Below are 17,067 nucleotides of genomic sequence, written 5' to 3' on the forward strand. Positions count from 1 at the left end.
CGGTTATTGGTGCGCGCGCAGCGTCACGCCGATCACGCGCGGGTCGCTTGGCGTGCCGAGGATGAGGCCCGAGTTGCCGGCCTGGATCGTCAGGTTCTGGATGTAGTTGGCGTTGAATATGTTGCGCACGAACACCGCAACTTCGAGACCGGCGCGGGTACGCAATCCCAGGCTCGCATTGGTGACAGTGTAGCCGTCGATCAGCGTGTATTTCGACAGGCTCGGATCGCCATAATAACTGGTCCGCCAGCTTGAATCGGCATGGAGGATGACCGCGAGCGTGCCCACCGGCAGCGTATAGTCGGCGCCGATCGTCTCCGACCATTTCGGCAGCCCTGCAATCGGGCGACCGGTGAGGTTGCAAGCGGTCGTCGCCGCCGTCTGGACTTCGAGCGGGCAGGGGCCGGCAGGATAGTTCGAATATTCGCCGCGCGCATAAGCGAGATTGCCGCGCAGCTGGAAGCGGGGCGTTACGCTGGCGGTGACGTCGGCCTCTATACCCTGAACCGTGACCTTCGGGATGTTCGAGAGATAGCCGCGCAAGGCGACGGTTTGCGAACTGTCGACGATCGTCGCCTGGAAATCCCGCACGTCGGTGTAGAAGCCCGCGAGGTTGAAGATCAGCCGCCGGTCGAACACCGCCGCCTTCAGCCCGCCCTCGTAAGTGGTGTTGAGCTCGGGCCGGATCACCGCGGTGGTCAGCACCGGCTGGTTGGCGGTGTTGAGCGGAAGGCCCGACAGGTTGATCCCGCCCGACTTGAAACCGCGCGCATAGCTTGCGTACGCCAGGATCTGGTCGGTCACCTGCCATGCGAGGTTCGCGCGGCCCGAGAGATTGCTTTCCTTGTCCTGCCCCGAGTAGCTCTGCCCGCCCGCGCAGCACGCCGAGCTGTGCCGCGAGCAGCGCTGCGTTGGTCACGCTCGGCCCCCCGAAGGTGTAGGCGCTGTAGCTGCCGTCCTTGACCTCGTAGGTGTAGCGCAAGCCTCCGGTCAGCGTGAGGCGCGGGAACAGCGTGTAGTTGAGCTCGGCAAAGGCGGCGTAGCTGTCTTCCTTCAGCCGCGTGGCTCCATCGGTGCCATAGCCGTCGAGCAGGTTCGCCGGCACCGCGACCGCCGCCGCGCCGGTCCCGGTGGTGGTGCCGATCAGATAGCGCGCCGCGGCCGGGCCGTAGATGCTGATCGGCTCGCCCGTGATCTTCTGGTCGAAGAAATAAAGGCCGGCGACATAGCCGAGGCGATGCTCGCCGTTCGAGGCGATGCGCAGTTCCTGGCTGAACTGGTCCTGGCGCGAGGGGATGTGCTGGGTGATCTGGACCGGGATGCCGGTGTAATCCCGGTCGTTCGCGGCGTCCCAGTTCCAGAAGCGCCACGCGCTGACCGAGGTGAGCGTCCCGATCCGTCCAAGGTTCCAGTCGGCGATCGCGGAGACGCCGCCCTCATTGGTGTTGACGCCGAGTTGCGCGTCAATGTCGGTCTTGCGGTCGTACGGATTGGTGCTGGGCGGCGCATAGCCGAATTGCGCGGCGAGTCCGGTCGGCCCGGTATATTGCCGCGTCGCGGCGCGCAGGCTCTGACCGGCGCGTAGATAGACCTGAGTGCAGCATTCGCTTGCGAAATTGGTGAAGTCGGCGGTGAGGCGGAGCTGGAAATCGGTCGTCGGCTTGAACAGCAATTGCCCGCGCACCGCCTGGTTGCCGATGCCGTTTTCCTTGGCGCCGGTGCGGACATTGTCGATCACGCCGTCGCGTCGCGTCGTCAGGCCAGAGAGGCGGAACGCGAGCGTGTCGCCGATCAGCGGGCCCGACGCCGAGGCCTTGGCCTGGACGAAATTGTAGCTGCCGACCGACAGCTCCTCGCTCGCCTCCCGGGTGAAGGTCGGCGCCTTGCTGGTGACGCTGATCGCGCCGGCGGTCGTGTTCTTGCCGAACAGCGTGCCTTGCGGACCGCGCAGCACCTCGATCTGCGCGATGTCGGAAAAGTCGAACGCGGCGGTGGCGGGGCGGGCGTGATAGACCTGATCGACATAGAAGCCGACGCCGGGTTCGAGCCCGTCATTTGCCTGACTCACCGCGACGACGCTGCTGCCGAGCCCGCGGATCGTGAAGGCGGTGTTGCGCGAATTGGCCGAGCTGTAATTGAGCGAGGGGACCAGCAGGCTCAACTGGCTGGTGTTGACGGTGTACGACCGCTCGATCAGCGCGCCGCCCACCACCGAGACTGCGAGCGGGACCTTTTCAGGATCCTCTGCGCGACGCCGTGCAGTGACAGTGATTTCCGGCGTGCCATCTGCGTCGCCGTTCGCCACGGGTGCGCCATCTGTCGCCCACGCCGCGGTTGGCATGATCCAGCATGGCGCCGCCACCGAGAGGGTCGCGGCCAAGATCGACAGTCGCATGCGATACGTCCCAACACGCAACCGTTCCCGCGATTGCGACTCGCTGTATACCGTCGAATATAGCGGGCGAAACCCCGTATCGCTGCGACGTCCGGCATTCTGTCGAAGGCAGTGGCATGACGCTGGCTTCGGGCTTAGGTGAACGCCTTAGGCACGCGCCGTGCCAATGATGCGGCGCTGGTGGTGGACTGGCATGAAACTCGATCTGTTATATTTTTCCTGGGTGCGCGAAGCGGTTGGCCATGACGCCGAAGTCGTCGACGTGCCGGGCAATGTCGCGACCGTCGAGGATCTGCTCGCCTGGCTCGCGACCCGCGGAGAGGGCTATGGCGTGTTCGCCGAAACCGATCGGCTGCGCTGCGCGATCGATCAGACCTTCGCCCCGCTCGCTACCCCCATCGCGGGCGCGCGCGAAGTCGCGATCTTTCCGCCGGTGACGGGCGGATGAGCATCCTGATCGGCGTCCAGCAGGCGGATTTCGTCCCTGCGACCGAACTCGACCGGCTCGAGTCGCTTGGCGGCGGCGCGGTGGCGAGTTTCACTGGCATCGTCCGTGCCGATGCGAGCGACACCGTCGCGCTTGAACTCGAAACCTATCCCGCGATGGCCGAGCAGGCGCTGCGCGCGATTGCGCAGACCGCGACCGAACGCTGGCCGCTGCTCGGCGTTACGATGATCCATCGGTACGGGCGGCTGCCGGTCGGCGCGCGGATCGTGCTGGTCGGCACCGCATCGCGGCACCGCGGCGCAGCGATGGAGGCGTGCGCCTTCCTGATCGACTGGGCGAAAACCGCCGCGCCATTCTGGAAAAAGGAATGGCACGGCGATGGTGCGGCGCATTGGGTCGAGCCACGCGCCGCCGACGATGCGGCCGCTGCCGCCTGGGCAGCACGCGACCCGAAATAAGCCCGGATCTGTCGCGCGATGCGCAAGATCGCGTGACGGACAGGGCGCTTCTGCCGTAAAGCTGCGATGAAGAGGACTCGCCGCGATGCGTTACGTCGCGGCGGGATCCAGACGGAACGACCGCGGTCCGGATCAAGAGGCGAGGTGCTGCATGCAATTCACGATCAACGACCGGCCTGTCGAGGTCGATGTCGACCTCCGGACATCCCTGCTCGATCTCCTCCGCGAAAGTCTTGGCCTGATGGGCAGCAAGAAGGGCTGCAACCAAGGGGCATGCGGCGCCTGCACCGTGATCGTCGACGGCGAGCGGATCAATTCCTGCCTGGCGCTCGCGGTGCAATATCAGGGCCGCTCGATCACCACGGTTGAGGGGCTGAGCGATGCCGAGGGGCTGCATCCGCTGCAGCGCGCGTTCATCGAGCACGATGGGTTCCAGTGCGGCTATTGCACGCCGGGCCAGCTCTGCTCGGCGGTGGCGATGGCCGACGAGATCGCGCGCGGCATTCCGAGCCATGTCACGGGCGATCTGACGGCCGAGCGCATCACGCTCGACCATGACGAACTGCGCGAGCGGATGAGCGGCAATCTCTGCCGCTGCGGCGCGTATAACGGCATCGTCGCGGCGATTGCGGAGACCTACGCATCCGCGCCGACGCGGCAGGAGGAAGTGGCATGACTCCGTTCAGCTATGCCCGTGCCGAGGACGTGCCCGGCGCGGTCGCGCTCGCGGGCGCTACGCCAGACACCAAATATCTCGGCGGTGGGACCAACCTGGTCGATCTGATGCGCGAGACGATCGAGCGTCCTGCGGCGCTGGTCGACGTGACCGGCCTGTCGCGCGAGATCAACGTCGATGCCAACGGCGGCGTGGTGATCGGGGCGGGGGTGACCAACACCGCGCTCGCGGCCGACCGCACGATCCGCGCGCACTATCCGATGCTGTCGCGCGCGATCCTGGCAGGGGCGAGCGCGCAGATCCGCAACGTCGCGACCGTCGGCGGCAATGTGCTCCAGCGGACGCGCTGCGGCTATTTCTATGACGATGCCGCGCGCTGCAACAAGCGCGTGCCCGGCGCCGGCTGCGACGCGATCGACGGGTTCAACCGCATCCATGCGATCCTGGGTGCGTCGCCGTCGTGTGTCGCGACGCATCCCTCCGACATGTGCGTTGCGCTCGCCGCGCTCGATGCGCAGGTGCTAGTGGCCGGGCCGGATGGCGAACGGACGATCGCGCTGGTCGATCTGCATCGCTTGCCGGGCGGCACGCCCGAGCGCGATACCGAACTCCAGCCGGGTGAGCTGATCGTGTCGGTCGCGCTGCCCGCCCTCCCATTTGCGGCACACTCGACCTACCGCAAGGTCCGCGACCGCGCGAGCTACGCCTTTGCGCTGATCTCGGTCGCTGCGGCGATCGAACTCGAAAACGGCGCGATCAAGGATGTCCGCATCGCGCTCGGCGGCGTCGCGCACAAGCCATGGCGCGCGTTCAAGGCCGAAGCCGCGTTGCGCGGTCAGGCACCGACCGAAGCGAACGTCCGCGCCGCGGCCGAACTGGAACTGGCCGACGCCGCGGCCTTGCGCGACAACGGCTTCAAGATCGAACTGGCCAAGCGCGCGATCGTCGCGACCCTCGCCGAACTGAGCGGAGACCAGGCATGAGCATCGTCGAAAACGCCAAACAGCTCGCGCAGGGCGCGATGCAGGCCGTGATGAAAAAGGCGGTCGAGCTCGCCCCCGACAGCTGGATCCCCGGCGGCGTTCCCGATCCGCTGATCCAGCACAAGCATGGCCTCGTCGGCACACAGGTTTCGCGGCTCGACGGAGCGTTGAAGGTCAAGGGCGCGGCCCGCTTCGCCGCCGAATTCCCACTCGAGAACATGGTCTATGCCGCGCTGATCTACAGCACGATCGCCAAGGGCCGGATCGCCACGCTCGATGTCGCCGCGGCCGAGGCGGCGCCGGGCGTGGTCCTCGTGATGACGCACAAGAATGCGCCACGGCTGAAGACGACGCCCGCCTTCATGACAGCACCGAAGGCCGTCGGCGGCGACGACCTGCCGGTGATGCAGGACGATCGCATCACCTGGAACGGCGAGCCGATCGCCGTCGTGCTTGCCGAAACGCAGGAGCACGCGGATCATGCCGCGTCGCTGATCGCGGTGACCTATGAGGCCGAAGTCGCCCTGACCGCGTTCGAGGAAGCCAAGCCCGATCGCAAGCCCGCGACGTTCATGGGCGCGCCGATGCTGGTCGAGATCGGCGATGCCGAGGCCGCGCTCGCCGCCGCGCCGCACAGCGTCGACCAGACCTATCGCACCCCGCGGCACAACCACAATCCGATCGAGCTCCACGCGCTGACCCTGTTCTGGCAGGGCGAAGAGCTCATCGTCCACGACGCGTCGCAATGCGTCGCGCACGTCGCCTGGACGCTCGCGCAGATCTTCGGGATCGACGAGGCGCAGGTCCACGTCACCTCGCCCTATGTCGGTGGCGGTTTCGGCAGCAAGACGCTGTGGCGGCACCATATTCTCGGCGCCGCGGCGGCGAAGCTCGCCGGGCGTCCGGTACGTCTCATGCTGTCGCGCGAGGGCGTGTACCGCATGGTCGGCGGGCGCACGCTGACCGAGCAGCGCGTCGCACTCGGCGCGCAGGCCGACGGGCGGTTCGATGCGCTGCTGCACACCGGCGTCGTGGCGATGACGCCGCACAACAACATGCCCGAGCCGTTCATCCTGCCATCGCGCTCGGCCTATGCCGCGGGCAGCATCCGGCTCAGCGTCGAGGCGGTCGAGCTCGACATGCTCTCCAACACCTTCATGCGCGCGCCGGGTGAATCGGTCGGCACGTTCGCGCTCGAGAGCGCGGTCGACGAGCTGGCGATCGCGCTGGGCATGGATCCGATCGCGCTGCGTAAGACCAACGAGCCCGAGAAGGACCCGACGTCGGGCATGCCTTTCTCGTCGCGCAACATCGTGGAGGCGTATCGCAGCGGCGCCGAGCGCTTCGGCTGGGACAAGCGCAACGCGACGCCGGGCAGCCGCCGCGAGGGCGAATGGCTGGTCGGCATGGGCTGCGCGACGGCAACCTATCCCTATTATCGCATGCCCGGCGGCGCCGCGCGCCTGACGCTGACCCGGGACGGCAGCGCGACGATCGAGATCGCCGCGCACGAGATGGGCATGGGCACCGCGACGACGCACACCATGGTGCTGGCCGAGCGGCTCGGGCTGCCGATGGACAAGGTCAGCTTCCTCTACGGCGATTCGAAGATGCCGGGAACGGTGATGGCCGGCGGATCGCAGCAAACCGCGTCGATCGGCGCGGCGGTGATTGCGGCGCAGAACGCGCTGTTTACCGAATTGCTCAAGCTGGCGGGCAACGATTCGCCGCTCGCCGGGCTCAAGCCGAGTGAGGTCGGCGGTTACGAGGGCGGGTTGTGCAAGCTCGACGATCCCAGCGCCTGCGAAAGCTATGTCTCGATCCTGTCGCGCGCGCAGCGCGACGCGATCAGCGTCGAGGCCGCAGGTTCGGCGCCGCTCGAGACGCAGCATTGGTCGATGCATTCGTACGGCGCGATGTTCGCCGAGGTGCGCGTCAATGCGGTGACCGGCGAAGTGCGCGTCAGCCGCTTCCTCGGCTCGTTCGATTGCGGCAAGATCCTGAATGCCAAGACGGCGACGAGCCAGTTCCGCGGCGGCATCATCATGGGGCTCGGCATGGCGCTGATGGAGGAGACGCAGTTCGACGAGCGGACCGGGCGCGTGATGAACCCGAGCCTCGCCGAATATCACGTGCCGGTCCATATGGATGTGCCCGAGATCGACGTGATCTGGACCGATATCCCCGATCCGCACGCTCCGATGGGCGCGCACGGTATCGGCGAGATCGGCATCACCGGCGTCGCCGCGGCAGTGGCGAACGCGGTGTTCAACGCGACCGGCAAGCGCGTGCGCGATCTGCCGATCACGCTCGACAAGCTGCTGTAAGGCGGATCCGACTGCTGTCCCGGCGCGGGCCGGGGACAGCATCGGCCTCAGCCGCGGTCGTGCAGCGCCTTGACCATGCCAGCGGCGACCGACAGCGCGATTTCGCTCGCACCGATCGCGTTGATGTCGATCCCGGCCGGTCCGTCGATCCGCGCCAGATCGTCCTGCCCGAAGCCCGCCGCGGCCAGCCGCTCGAGCCGCGCAGCATGGCTGCGGCGCGAGCCGAGCGCGGCGATGTAGCCCGTCTCGGACGAGAGCGCCGCGATCAGGGCGGGATCGTCGATCTTGGGATCGTGGCTGAGCGTGATCACCGCCGTCGACGGGCCCGGATTGTACGCCGCCACCGCTTCGTCGGGCCAGCGATCGTCCAGCGTCACGCCGGGGAAGCGCTCCTCGGTCAGGAAGCGCGTCCGCGGGTCGATCACCGTTGCGTTCACGCCGAGCGTCTCGGCGATCTGCGCCAGCGCCTGCGCGATCTGCACCGCGCCGATGATCAGCACCTGACGCGGCGCGGCGTAGGTGTTGGCGAAGACGCTGTCGCCCGCGACCGGGGCGAGGCTGCTGCGCCCGGTCGCCAGGTCGGTGTAGACCGTCACGCCGCGCCCGCACCCTTGGGCATGCTCGATCGCGTCGAACAGAGCGGGCGGGAAGCCGGCGTCGGAGACCGGCTGGACGAGCACCTCGATCGTGCCGCCGCACGGCAGACCGACCTCCCAGGCCGAGCCGTCGGCAACGCCATACTGGCGGCGCTCGGGCTTGCCGCTCGCGAGCACTTCGGCCGCGAGTGCGAGCACATCGCCCTCGACGCATCCGCCCGACACCGAGCCTTCGAGCCGGCCATCGGCATGGACGAGCATGTGGCTGCCGCGCGGGCGCGGCGCCGATCCCCAGGTCGAAATCACGGTAGCCAGCGCCAGCGGCGCGCCTTGCCAGGTCCGGAAAGCAGCGAGCGCGGTTTCGTTGTCAGCCATCGCGTTTCAGCCCCCGGTGACGCTCATATGCCGCCCGACCGCGGGCGCGGCGTTGCGGTCGACGATCTCGAAGGCGTGGCGCAGCGGCTTGGTGAGCAAGGCGGTGTCGATCGCGGCGTCGAGCGCCCCCGGGCCGCCCTCGCGCAGCACCTGCTTCAGGTCCATCTTGTCGTCATGGCCGAGGCACATATAGAGCCGGCCCGACGCGGTCAGCCGCACGCGGTTGCAGCCTTCGCAGAAATTGTTGGTGAGCGGGGTGATCAGCCCCAGCCGCGTCCCCGTCTCGCGAACACGGACATAGCGTGCCGGCCCGCCGGTGCGGTGATCGTCGCGGTCGAGCGTGAAACGCTCCTCGAGCCGCTGGCGGACGACGTCGAGTGGGAGATAACGGTCGGTGCGGTCCTCATCGACCACGCCGAGCGGCATCGTCTCGATCAGCGTGAGGTCGAAGCCATGCGTCCCGCACCAGCGGATCATCGGTTCGATCTCATCCTCGTTCGCACCCTTCAGCGCGACCATGTTGATCTTGATCGAAAGCCCGGCCGCCTTGCCCGCGACGATACCGTCGAGCACTTCGGCGAGATTGCCCGTCCGCGTGATGTGGCGGAAATTGTCGGGATCGAGGCTGTCGAGACTGACATTGACGCGCCGCACGCCCGCCGCGAACAATGCCTCGGCATGCTGTGAAAGCCGCGTCGCGTTGGTGGTGAGCGTCAGCTCGTCGAGCGCGCCGGTTTCGATATGCCGGCCGATGTACCGCGCCAGATCGTCGACACCGCGCCGCACGAGCGGCTCGCCGCCGGTGAGGCGGATCTTGCGCACGCCGCGCGCGATGAAGGCATCGGCGACCGCGCCCATCTCCTCGATCGTGAGGACCTCCTTGCGCGGCAGGAAGGTCATCGCCTCGCTCATGCAATAGCGGCAGCGCAGATCGCAGCGATCCGTCACCGACAGACGCAGATAGGTGATCCGGCGGCCGAAACTGTCGGTCAGCGGGCGGGGCGGGGCAGTGTCGGGACGAAGGTTCGACATCGGGAAACGGCAACTCATGAAAGACGGCGAACGGAAACGAACGACGGCGGACTACACCATTTAGGATGCCGGCGGCACGAATGCCATGCCGCCGGCGGCCCCGTGTCTCACGCCACCGGGGGCAGGTGGGCGAGGTGCTTGTCGAGCGTGACAGGGTATTCGCGCACCCGGACGCCCGACGCGTTGTAGATCGCATTGGCGATCGCCGCGCCGACGCCGCACAGGCCGAGTTCCCCGACCCCCTTGGCCTTCATCGGCGACGACGTCGGATCGACCTCGTCGAGGAAGATCACCTCCTGGTGCGGGATGTCGGCATGAACCGGCACTTCGTAGCCCGCGAGATCGTGATTGACGAAGAAGCCGAAGCGCGTGTCGACCGCGAGATCCTCCATCAGTGCCGCACCGGCGCCCATCGTCATCGCGCCGATCACCTGGCTGCGTGCCGATTTCGGGTTGAGGATGCGACCGGCCGCACACACCGCGAGCATTCGGCGGATACGCACCTCGCCGGTCAGGCTGTGCACCGCTGCCTCGACGAAATGGCCGGCGAAGGTCGATTGCTGATACGTCTTCCCCAGGTTGCCATATTCGATGGCGTCCTCGGCAACGAGCCCGGCATCGCCCGCCGCTTCGGTCAGCGCGACGCTGCGGTTGCCCGAGCGCACCTTGCCTCCCGCGAAGGTCACATCGGCCGAGTTGAAGCCCAGTTTCTGCGCGATCGCCTCGCGCAGTTTGACGCACGCGGCATAGACGCCTGCGGTCGAGTTGTTGGCGCCCCATTGCCCGCCCGATCCGGCAGAGACCGGGTGATCGGAATCGCCGAGCTGGACGACGACCTTGTCCATATCGACCCCCATCATCTCTGCCGCGGTCTGCGCGATGATCGTATAGGTTCCGGTGCCGATATCGGTCATGTCGGTCGAGACGGTGACGATCCCCTTCTTGTCGAGCGCGACCCGTGCGGCCGACTTCATCGCCATGCTGTTGCGGAAGCCAGCGGCGACGCCCATCCCGACCAGCCATTGGCCATCCCGGCGCTGTCCGGGCTTGGCGCTGCGCTGCTTCCAGCCGAAGCGCTCGGCGCCCTGTTCGAGGCACTGGACGAGCTGGCGCTGCGAAAAGCGCCGCGCGGGCTTTTCGGGATCGACCTGCGTGTCGTTGGCGACGCGGAAGGCAACCGGATCCATGCCGAGCTTCTCGGCCATTTCGTCCATCGCGATTTCGAGCGCCATCAGCCCGGGCGCTTCGCCCGGCGCGCGCATCGCATTGCCCTCGGGCAGATCGAGCACCGCGAGCCGCATCGAGGTCAGGCGATTGGCGCCGGCATACAGCAAGCGCGTCTGGCTGACCGCTGTTTCGGGACCACCGCCGGGCAGATCGCCCGAGCCGCTCTCGTGCGCGATTGCGGTGATCTTGCCGTCGCGGCCCGCGCCGATGCGGATCCGCTGGATCGTTGCGGGGCGGTGCGTCGTATTGTTGAACATCATCGGACGCGTCAGCGTGACCTTGACGGGACGGCCCGCGGCCTTCGCGCCGAGCGCCGCCAGGATCACGTCGGCACGGATGAATAGCTTGCCGCCGAAACCACCGCCGACATAGGGCGAGACCAGCCGGACATTGTCCTTGGGAATGCCAAGCGTCTTGGCGACGTCGCCTTTGCTCCACGCGATCATCTGGTTCGAGGTGTACAGCGTGACCTTGTCGCCATCCCACTGCGCGGTGGTGGCGTGCGGCTCCATCATCGCATGGCTGTGATCGGGGGTGGTATAGGTCGCGTCGAGCTTGACCAGCGCAGTGCCGAATGCCGCGTCGAAATCGCCGATCTTGGTGACGGGCGGCTTGCCCTTTTCGCTGTGGAGCGGCGCGCCTCTCAGTTCCTTCGCGAGATCGAACCGGCCGGCGGTGCGCGCATAGTCGATCACGATCAGTGCCGCTGCGGCGCGGGCCTGCTCGAACGTCTCGGCGACGACGAGCGCGACCGCCTGGTGGTAATGGTCGATCTCGGGCCCGCCGAGCAGCTTGGCGGTGTTGAAATTGCCCTTGCCAAGCGGCCCTGCGCTTTCGGCAGTAACGATCGTCAGCACACCGGGTGCGGCCTTGGCGGCCGCCATGTCGATCCGGCTGATCCGCCCCTTGGCGACCGCCGCGCCGACGACATAGCCGTACGCCGGATTGGCAACGACATCGTGGCGCTCATAGGCGTAGGGCGCGGTGCCGGTGGTCTTGTACTTGCCGTCGATGCGATCGACCGGCTTGCCGACATGCTTGAGCTGATCGATCGGGTTCTGGCCGGCGGGTGTATCAAACTTCATGGCGTTCAGCCCTTCGCTTCGATCAGGGCCGCGGCGAGCGTGCGCTCGACCAGCGTGACCTTGAAGGCATTGTCGTGCGTCGGCTTGGCGCCGGCGAGCAGCTTGGGCGTAACCGCCGCGGCGCCTTGCGGCAGCGCCGCTTCGGCCGCCTCGACGCGCCACGGCTTGGGCGCGATCCCGCCGACCGCGACGCGGCCCGAGCCGTCGCGCTGGACGATCGCGGCGACCGAGACGAGCGCGAACGTGTAGGACGCGCGGTCGCGCACCTTGTGATAGATGTGCGTCCCGCCGATCGGCTTGGGCAGCGTGACCGCGGTGATCAGCTCGCCGGGTACCAGCGCCGTCTCGATATGCGGCGTGCTGCCGGGCAGCTTGTAAAAATCGGCGATCGGGATCGCGCGGGCCACGCCGTCAGGGCGGACCGTCTCTACGCTCGCATCGAGCAACCGCATCGCGACCGCCATGTCGCCGGGATAGGTCGCGATGCACGCGTCGCTCGTGCCGATGATGCCGAGCTGGCGGCTGAACCCGCCGATCGCGGCGCAGCCAGAGCCGGGCTTGCGCTTGTTGCACGCCTGGTTGGTGTCATAGAAATACGGGCAGCGCGTGCGCTGGAGCAGATTGCCCGCGGTGGTCGCTTTGTTGCGCAACTGGCCGCTCGCGCCTGCGACGATCGCGCGGCTGAGCACGCCGTAATCGCGCCGTACGCGCGCATCCGACGCAAGATCCGAATTGCTGACGAACGCGCCGACCCGCAGTCCGCCGTCCTTGGTCTCCTCGATCCGATCGAGCTTGAGGTCCTGCACGTCGATCAGATGCGCCGGGGTTTCGATCTGCAGCTTCATCAGGTCGAGCAAATTGGTGCCGCCCGCGATGAACTTGGCGTTCGGTGTGCGTGCGACCGCGGCGGCCGCCTCGGCGGGCGAGGTCGCGCGCGCATAACTGAACGGCTTCATGCGTTGGTCTCCGCAACTTCGGTCATCGCGTCGAGAATGTTCGAATAGGCGCCGCAGCGGCAGATATTGCCGCTCATCCGCTCGCGCATCTCGGCATTGGTGGCGCGTGGCGCGTCGGTGAGGCTGGCGGTGACATGGCTCGGCATGCCGGCCTTGATCTCGGCGAGCACCGCGACCGCCGAGCAGATCTGCCCTGGCGTGCAATAACCGCACTGATAGCCGTCATGCTTGACGAATGCGGCCTGCATCGGATGCAGATGCTCGGGGGTGCCAAGGCCTTCGATCGTCGTGATCTTGTCGCCTTGGTGCATCACCGCAAGGCTGAGGCAGGAATTGATACGCTTTCCGTCGACGATGACGGTGCAGGCCCCGCATTGGCCGTGGTCGCAGCCCTTTTTTGTGCCGGTCAGATGGAGATGCTCGCGCAGCGTGTCGAGCAGCGTCGTCCGCGTATCAACCTCTAGCGTCTGCTTCTTGCCGTTGACGGTGAGGGTCACGGGCATCGTCATGGGCCGCTCCTGTTGTGCCGGCGCTGGAGCCGCCGCTGCCGGGATCGCTGCAAGCCCTGCCGTCATCGCCCCGCCCACCAGAACGCCGCGTCGCGACACCGCTGTCTCGCTCTTGATATCCACCGAACGTCCTCTGTTTGAAATGGCCCTCCGGCCATTGCCCCGCCGGCGCCGAATTGACGCGCCAACCTATAATCCGTCGCAACCGAACGCTCAACCGCGCGCTTTGGTTCATGCCGTCTGAAGGAATTGGCAGCGAGGCCGCTGAAGGGTGGGGCAAGTGCGGCGTCAGACGTCGGTGGCCAACCCTTCGAGCAGCGTTTCGATGACGCTCAGCCGTTCGACCGCGTCGTCATGTGCGGCCCGTAGCAACAGCCGATCGCCCTTCGCCTCGAGCCCTGCCGTATCGCCCGCAAAATCGGGGCGGGGGGTCAGCGCGATCGCCGCTGGTCCGGCGTCGATCCGCGCGATCCGCGCGCCGAGCGCGAGTACCCGCAGCCGCGCGACCGCGACCAGCGCGTGCGCCTGTGGCGGCAGGCTGCCGAAACGATCCTCGAGCTCGGCCTCGAACGCGTCGAGCGCGGACCTGTCATTCAGCCGCGACAATCTACCGTAGAGCGCGACGCGGACATCGTCCTCGGGGATCCAGTCGGCCGGGAGATTGCCGGCGATCCCGAGATGCAGCTCGGGCGTCCAGCGTTCGACACGCTCGCCGCGCGCGGTGCGCAACGCGGATTCGAGCAGATACTGGTACAGGTCAACGCCGATGAGCTTCATGTGCCCGGCTTGTGCATCGCCGAGCAGGTCGCCCGCGCCACGCATGTCGAGATCACGCGCGCTGATGGCAAAGCCCGCGCCGAGCGTATCGAGCGCTTCGAGCGTGCGCAGTCGCTTGAGCGTCGCCTCGGCGACCTTGGTGTCGGGATCGGTGAGCAGCAGGATCTGCCCCCGCCGCCCGCCACGTCCGACGCGACCACGCAGCTGGTGGAGCTGCGACAGGCCGAAGCGATCGGCGCGCCACACGATCATCGTATTGGCGCGCGGCACGTCGAGCCCCGCCTCGACGATGTTGGTCGCGAGCAGAACGTCGCCATCGCCATTGGCGAAGCTGACCATCGCGGTGTCGATCTCGGCGGCGGGCATCTTGCCGTGCGCCTGGCGAATCGTGAGGTCGGGGACGAGTGTGGCCAGCCGCGCCGCCATCGGCGCGATGTCCTCGATCCGCGAGACGACGACGAAGCTTTGCCCGCCACGCTCGCGCTCGCGCAGCAGCGCGGTGCGGACCGTCACCGGATCGAAGCTGCCGACGCTGGTGCGGATCGGCTGGCGCCGCGCGGGTGGGGTGGCGATCACCGAGACCTGCTGCAACCCCACCAACGCGCCCTGCAAGGTTCGCGGGATCGGGGTCGCGGTGAGCGTCAGGACATGACCGTCGGGGTTGAGCCCGCGCAATTTCACCTTGTCCGCGGCGCCGAAGCGCTGCTCTTCGTCGATCACGACGAGCGCGAGATCGCGATAGGCGACGCCCTTCGCCGCCACCGCGCCGGTGCCGATCACGATCGCGATTGATCCGTCGGCGAGGCCGGCCTTGACCGCCTTCTTTTCGGCCGGGCTCGACAGCCGCGACAGCCCGGCCACCGCGAGGCCGGTCGCCGCAAAGCGCTTGGCGAACAGCTCGATATGTTGGCGCACCAGCACCGTCGTCGGTGCGGCGATCACGACCTGCTTGCCCGAAAGCGCGGCGAGCGCGGCGGCGCGGAGGGCAACCTCGGTCTTGCCATAGCCGACATCGCCGACGACGAGCCGATCCATCGGCTTACCCGCCGCCAGATCGCCGCGCGTCGCAGCGATCGCGCGCGCCTGATCGGGGGTTTCGGTAAAGGCGAATTCGGCGGCGAAGCGTTCATACGCGTCGACTTCGGGCTCGAGCACGACCGCGGTCCTGCGGTCGCGTTCGGCGGCGAGCGCGGTGAGCCCGCGGGCGCTCTCGGCGACCGCGGCGTCGATCGCACCGCGGCGCTTCTGCCAACTCGACCCGTCGAGTTTGTCGAGCGCGACCGCGTCCTGATCGGCGCCGTAGCGCCAGATGCGATCGGCATCCTCGACCGGCACCAGCCGCCGGCCGGCATTGGCATATTCAAGCACGATCGCGTCGCCGCCATCGGCATCGACACCCAACGGTTCGACCCCGGCGACGAGGCCGATCCCGAAATCCTCATGGACGACGACATCGCCGATGCGGATGTCGCCCATGTCGCCGAGCAGGGTCGCCGCGGCATCGCTGGTGGCGTGCGTCGCCTGGACACGGCTGCCGAGCAAATCCGCGGCGGCGATCACGGTCAGCCCCGGCGCCTGCCAGCCGTGTTCGATCGGCATGTCGAGCATCACCGCACTGCCCGGATCGAGCGCCGCGACCTCGGCCCAGTGGCTGACCCTGGTAAAGGCGATCCCCTGTGCCTTGGCGAGGCGGGGCGCGAGGAAGCGGACGTCGCGCGCCGCACCGACCAGCACGAGCCGATCGCCCTGCGCGAGCGCGGCCTTGGCGAAGCGCGCGAACGCCCGCCCAGGCGCCTTGCGCTCGACGAACCGCGGGACGGGCTGTTCGTCGGCGCTCGCGACGTCGATCGTCGTACGGTTCTTCAGCGCTTTGCTCTGGCGCTTGCGATCGACGATCGGCAGCGTCTCGATCCCGCGCGCTTTGGCCGCAGCAACGGCCAGACCGACATAGCGGTCGCGGCGCGTATCGCCTTCGGGATCGACCGCGATGACCGCGTCGGGCGCATGGTCGAACACCGATACCCAGTCGGCGCGGAGCGGCGGCTCGGATACGCGGCCGATCTGGATCGTGTCGATCGCTTCGGTGCCGAGCTGCGAGATCGGATCGTAAAGCCGGATCGCGGCGATCGCCGCATCGACGATCTCGATCCGCACCGGCGCCACCGCGTCGGCCGGGAACAGGTCGACGACCTGCCCGCGCAGCGCCATCTCGCCGGGTTCGTCGACCCGGTCATCGGCGGTATAGCCAATTTCGCCAAGCATTTCGGCGAGCACCGCCATGTCGACCGGGTCGCCGACGGCGAGCGTCGGCGGCGCGTCGTCGAAGGCGATGGGCCGCGGGTAGGCGGCCGCGGCAGCCTCGGCGGTGGTGATGAAGGCGACTCGCTGGTGCTCGGTCAGCGCGACGCGCAGCCGTCGGAGCGCGGCGATGCGGCGCCCGACATTGGTCGGCGAGGCGGGTGCGGTGTCGCCCGGCAGGGCGTCGCTCGACGGGCTGTGCACCACCAGCTTGTCGGGCGCGGCACAGGCGAGCGCCGTGGCGACGGCTTCGGCACGCTGTTCATCGGTGGCGATGTAGAGGATATCGTGCGTGGCGGCGGCTTCGGCGAGCTTGGTCGCGACAACCCCGATCGTCGCGTCGCGCGGCGTCGTGCGGCTGCCGGCGGGCGGTGCTGCGTCAGCGAGCAGCACGGCGGTGTCCCGGTCCGGATGTCTTGGTGCAGACCGCTCGCTCGTCTTCGCTCATGATCGGCACGTCATCGCAGCAGTCTCTCCCGGCGTCAGGTGCGTCCTAACGGGCGGAAACGCGATTTTGGTCCCGCGAAAAGCACGGCTTTTTTCGGTAACTAACTTCGATCAGGACGAACGTTCGGCCGCGTGGGCGCCAGTGTCGGTCGCCTCGTCCTGATCAGGCCCGGGCGCGAGCTTTTCCTCGCCGGCGAAAAGCCGGTCGAGCCGCCGGCGCGTCGTGCGATCGAATTCCGCCTTCGACACGGTGGAGGGGCGCGAAAGCTCGAGCTCGTCGGCGATCGCGGCCTTGATCCGCGTCACCGCATCCTCTTGCAGCACGCCCGCCTTGACCAGCTCGGCCGAGAGCTGGAGCAGGCCGACCGCGGTGGCATGCGCGCGCAGTCCGACAAAACTGATAAGGTCATGGACTTCCTTGCCGGCTCTCGAGTCCATCGTGCTGCTCCTATGGTGGGGTCGTGCCTGAGCGGCCGCC

Annotated in this window: 12 protein-coding genes and 1 pseudogene; 5 read left to right on the forward strand and 8 right to left on the reverse strand. The window is 67.7% G+C overall.

The features are described from left to right. Nucleotides 1-3: 3 nt before the first annotated feature. Nucleotides 4-2,395: pseudogene (locus tag ACVWYO_RS17540) on the reverse strand (TonB-dependent receptor). A 193-nt stretch (nucleotides 2,396-2,588) separates the two neighbouring features. Between ACVWYO_RS17540 and moaD the strand changes: the two are divergent. The 5 genes from moaD (at nucleotide 2,589) to ACVWYO_RS17565 (ending at nucleotide 7,287) form a co-directional block, all read left to right on the forward strand. Next, complete coding sequence (moaD, locus tag ACVWYO_RS17545; protein WP_457352962.1) at nucleotides 2,589-2,843, forward strand: molybdopterin converting factor subunit 1; 255 nt, start codon at nucleotides 2,589-2,591, stop codon at nucleotides 2,841-2,843. Next, on the forward strand, nucleotides 2,840-3,301 hold the full coding sequence (locus ACVWYO_RS17550) for a molybdenum cofactor biosynthesis protein MoaE (RefSeq protein WP_457352964.1): 462 nt from the start codon (nucleotides 2,840-2,842) through the stop codon (nucleotides 3,299-3,301). Before moaD ends, ACVWYO_RS17550 begins: the two co-directional genes overlap by 4 nt. A 151-nt stretch (nucleotides 3,302-3,452) precedes the next feature. Further along, nucleotides 3,453-3,977: a 2Fe-2S iron-sulfur cluster-binding protein gene (locus ACVWYO_RS17555; protein WP_457352966.1), complete on the forward strand. Its 525-nt coding sequence runs from the start codon at nucleotides 3,453-3,455 to the stop codon at nucleotides 3,975-3,977. Further along, nucleotides 3,974-4,960, forward strand: coding sequence for an FAD binding domain-containing protein (locus tag ACVWYO_RS17560; protein ID WP_457352967.1), 987 nt, complete (start codon nucleotides 3,974-3,976; stop codon nucleotides 4,958-4,960). The genes ACVWYO_RS17555 and ACVWYO_RS17560 overlap by 4 nt, the downstream gene beginning before the upstream one ends. Beyond that, entirely contained in the window at nucleotides 4,957-7,287 is a 2,331-nt protein-coding gene (locus tag ACVWYO_RS17565) for a xanthine dehydrogenase family protein molybdopterin-binding subunit (RefSeq protein WP_457352969.1), read from the forward strand. Before ACVWYO_RS17560 ends, ACVWYO_RS17565 begins: the two co-directional genes overlap by 4 nt. A gap of 47 nt (nucleotides 7,288-7,334) precedes the next feature. On the opposite strand, the gene ACVWYO_RS17570 is transcribed toward ACVWYO_RS17565, so the two are convergent. The 7 genes from ACVWYO_RS17570 to ACVWYO_RS17600 form a co-directional block, all read right to left on the reverse strand. After that, nucleotides 7,335-8,258 (reverse strand): XdhC family protein, encoded by a 924-nt coding sequence (locus ACVWYO_RS17570; RefSeq protein ID WP_457352972.1) that lies wholly within the window; start codon nucleotides 8,256-8,258, stop codon nucleotides 7,335-7,337. Nucleotides 8,259-8,264: 6 nt separating this feature from the next. Next, nucleotides 8,265-9,308 carry a GTP 3',8-cyclase MoaA gene (gene moaA, locus ACVWYO_RS17575; RefSeq protein WP_457352974.1) on the reverse strand — a complete coding sequence of 348 codons (1,044 nt, stop codon included), beginning with the start codon at nucleotides 9,306-9,308 and terminating at the stop codon, nucleotides 8,265-8,267. A gap of 89 nt (nucleotides 9,309-9,397) precedes the next feature. Next, the gene (gene paoC, locus ACVWYO_RS17580) at nucleotides 9,398-11,602 is read right to left on the reverse strand and encodes an aldehyde oxidoreductase molybdenum-binding subunit PaoC (RefSeq protein WP_457352976.1); all 2,205 of its coding nucleotides are present in this window, start codon (nucleotides 11,600-11,602) and stop codon (nucleotides 9,398-9,400) included. A gap of 5 nt (nucleotides 11,603-11,607) precedes the next feature. Next, on the reverse strand, nucleotides 11,608-12,558 hold the full coding sequence (locus ACVWYO_RS17585) for an FAD binding domain-containing protein (RefSeq protein ID WP_457352978.1): 951 nt from the start codon (nucleotides 12,556-12,558) through the stop codon (nucleotides 11,608-11,610). Next, complete coding sequence (gene paoA, locus ACVWYO_RS17590; RefSeq protein WP_457352980.1) at nucleotides 12,555-13,190, reverse strand: aldehyde dehydrogenase iron-sulfur subunit PaoA; 636 nt, start codon at nucleotides 13,188-13,190, stop codon at nucleotides 12,555-12,557. Before paoA ends, ACVWYO_RS17585 begins: the two co-directional genes overlap by 4 nt. Nucleotides 13,191-13,355: 165 nt before the next feature. Further along, a complete protein-coding gene (locus ACVWYO_RS17595; RefSeq protein WP_457352982.1) occupies nucleotides 13,356-16,535 on the reverse strand; it encodes a helicase-related protein in 3,180 nt (1,059 codons plus the stop codon). Nucleotides 16,536-16,700: 165 nt separating this feature from the next. Next, nucleotides 16,701-17,027, reverse strand: coding sequence for a hypothetical protein (locus ACVWYO_RS17600; protein WP_457352984.1), 327 nt, complete (start codon nucleotides 17,025-17,027; stop codon nucleotides 16,701-16,703). Nucleotides 17,028-17,067: the final 40 nt, after the last annotated feature.

Source organism: Sphingomonas sp. UYP23, from assembly GCF_054059235.1.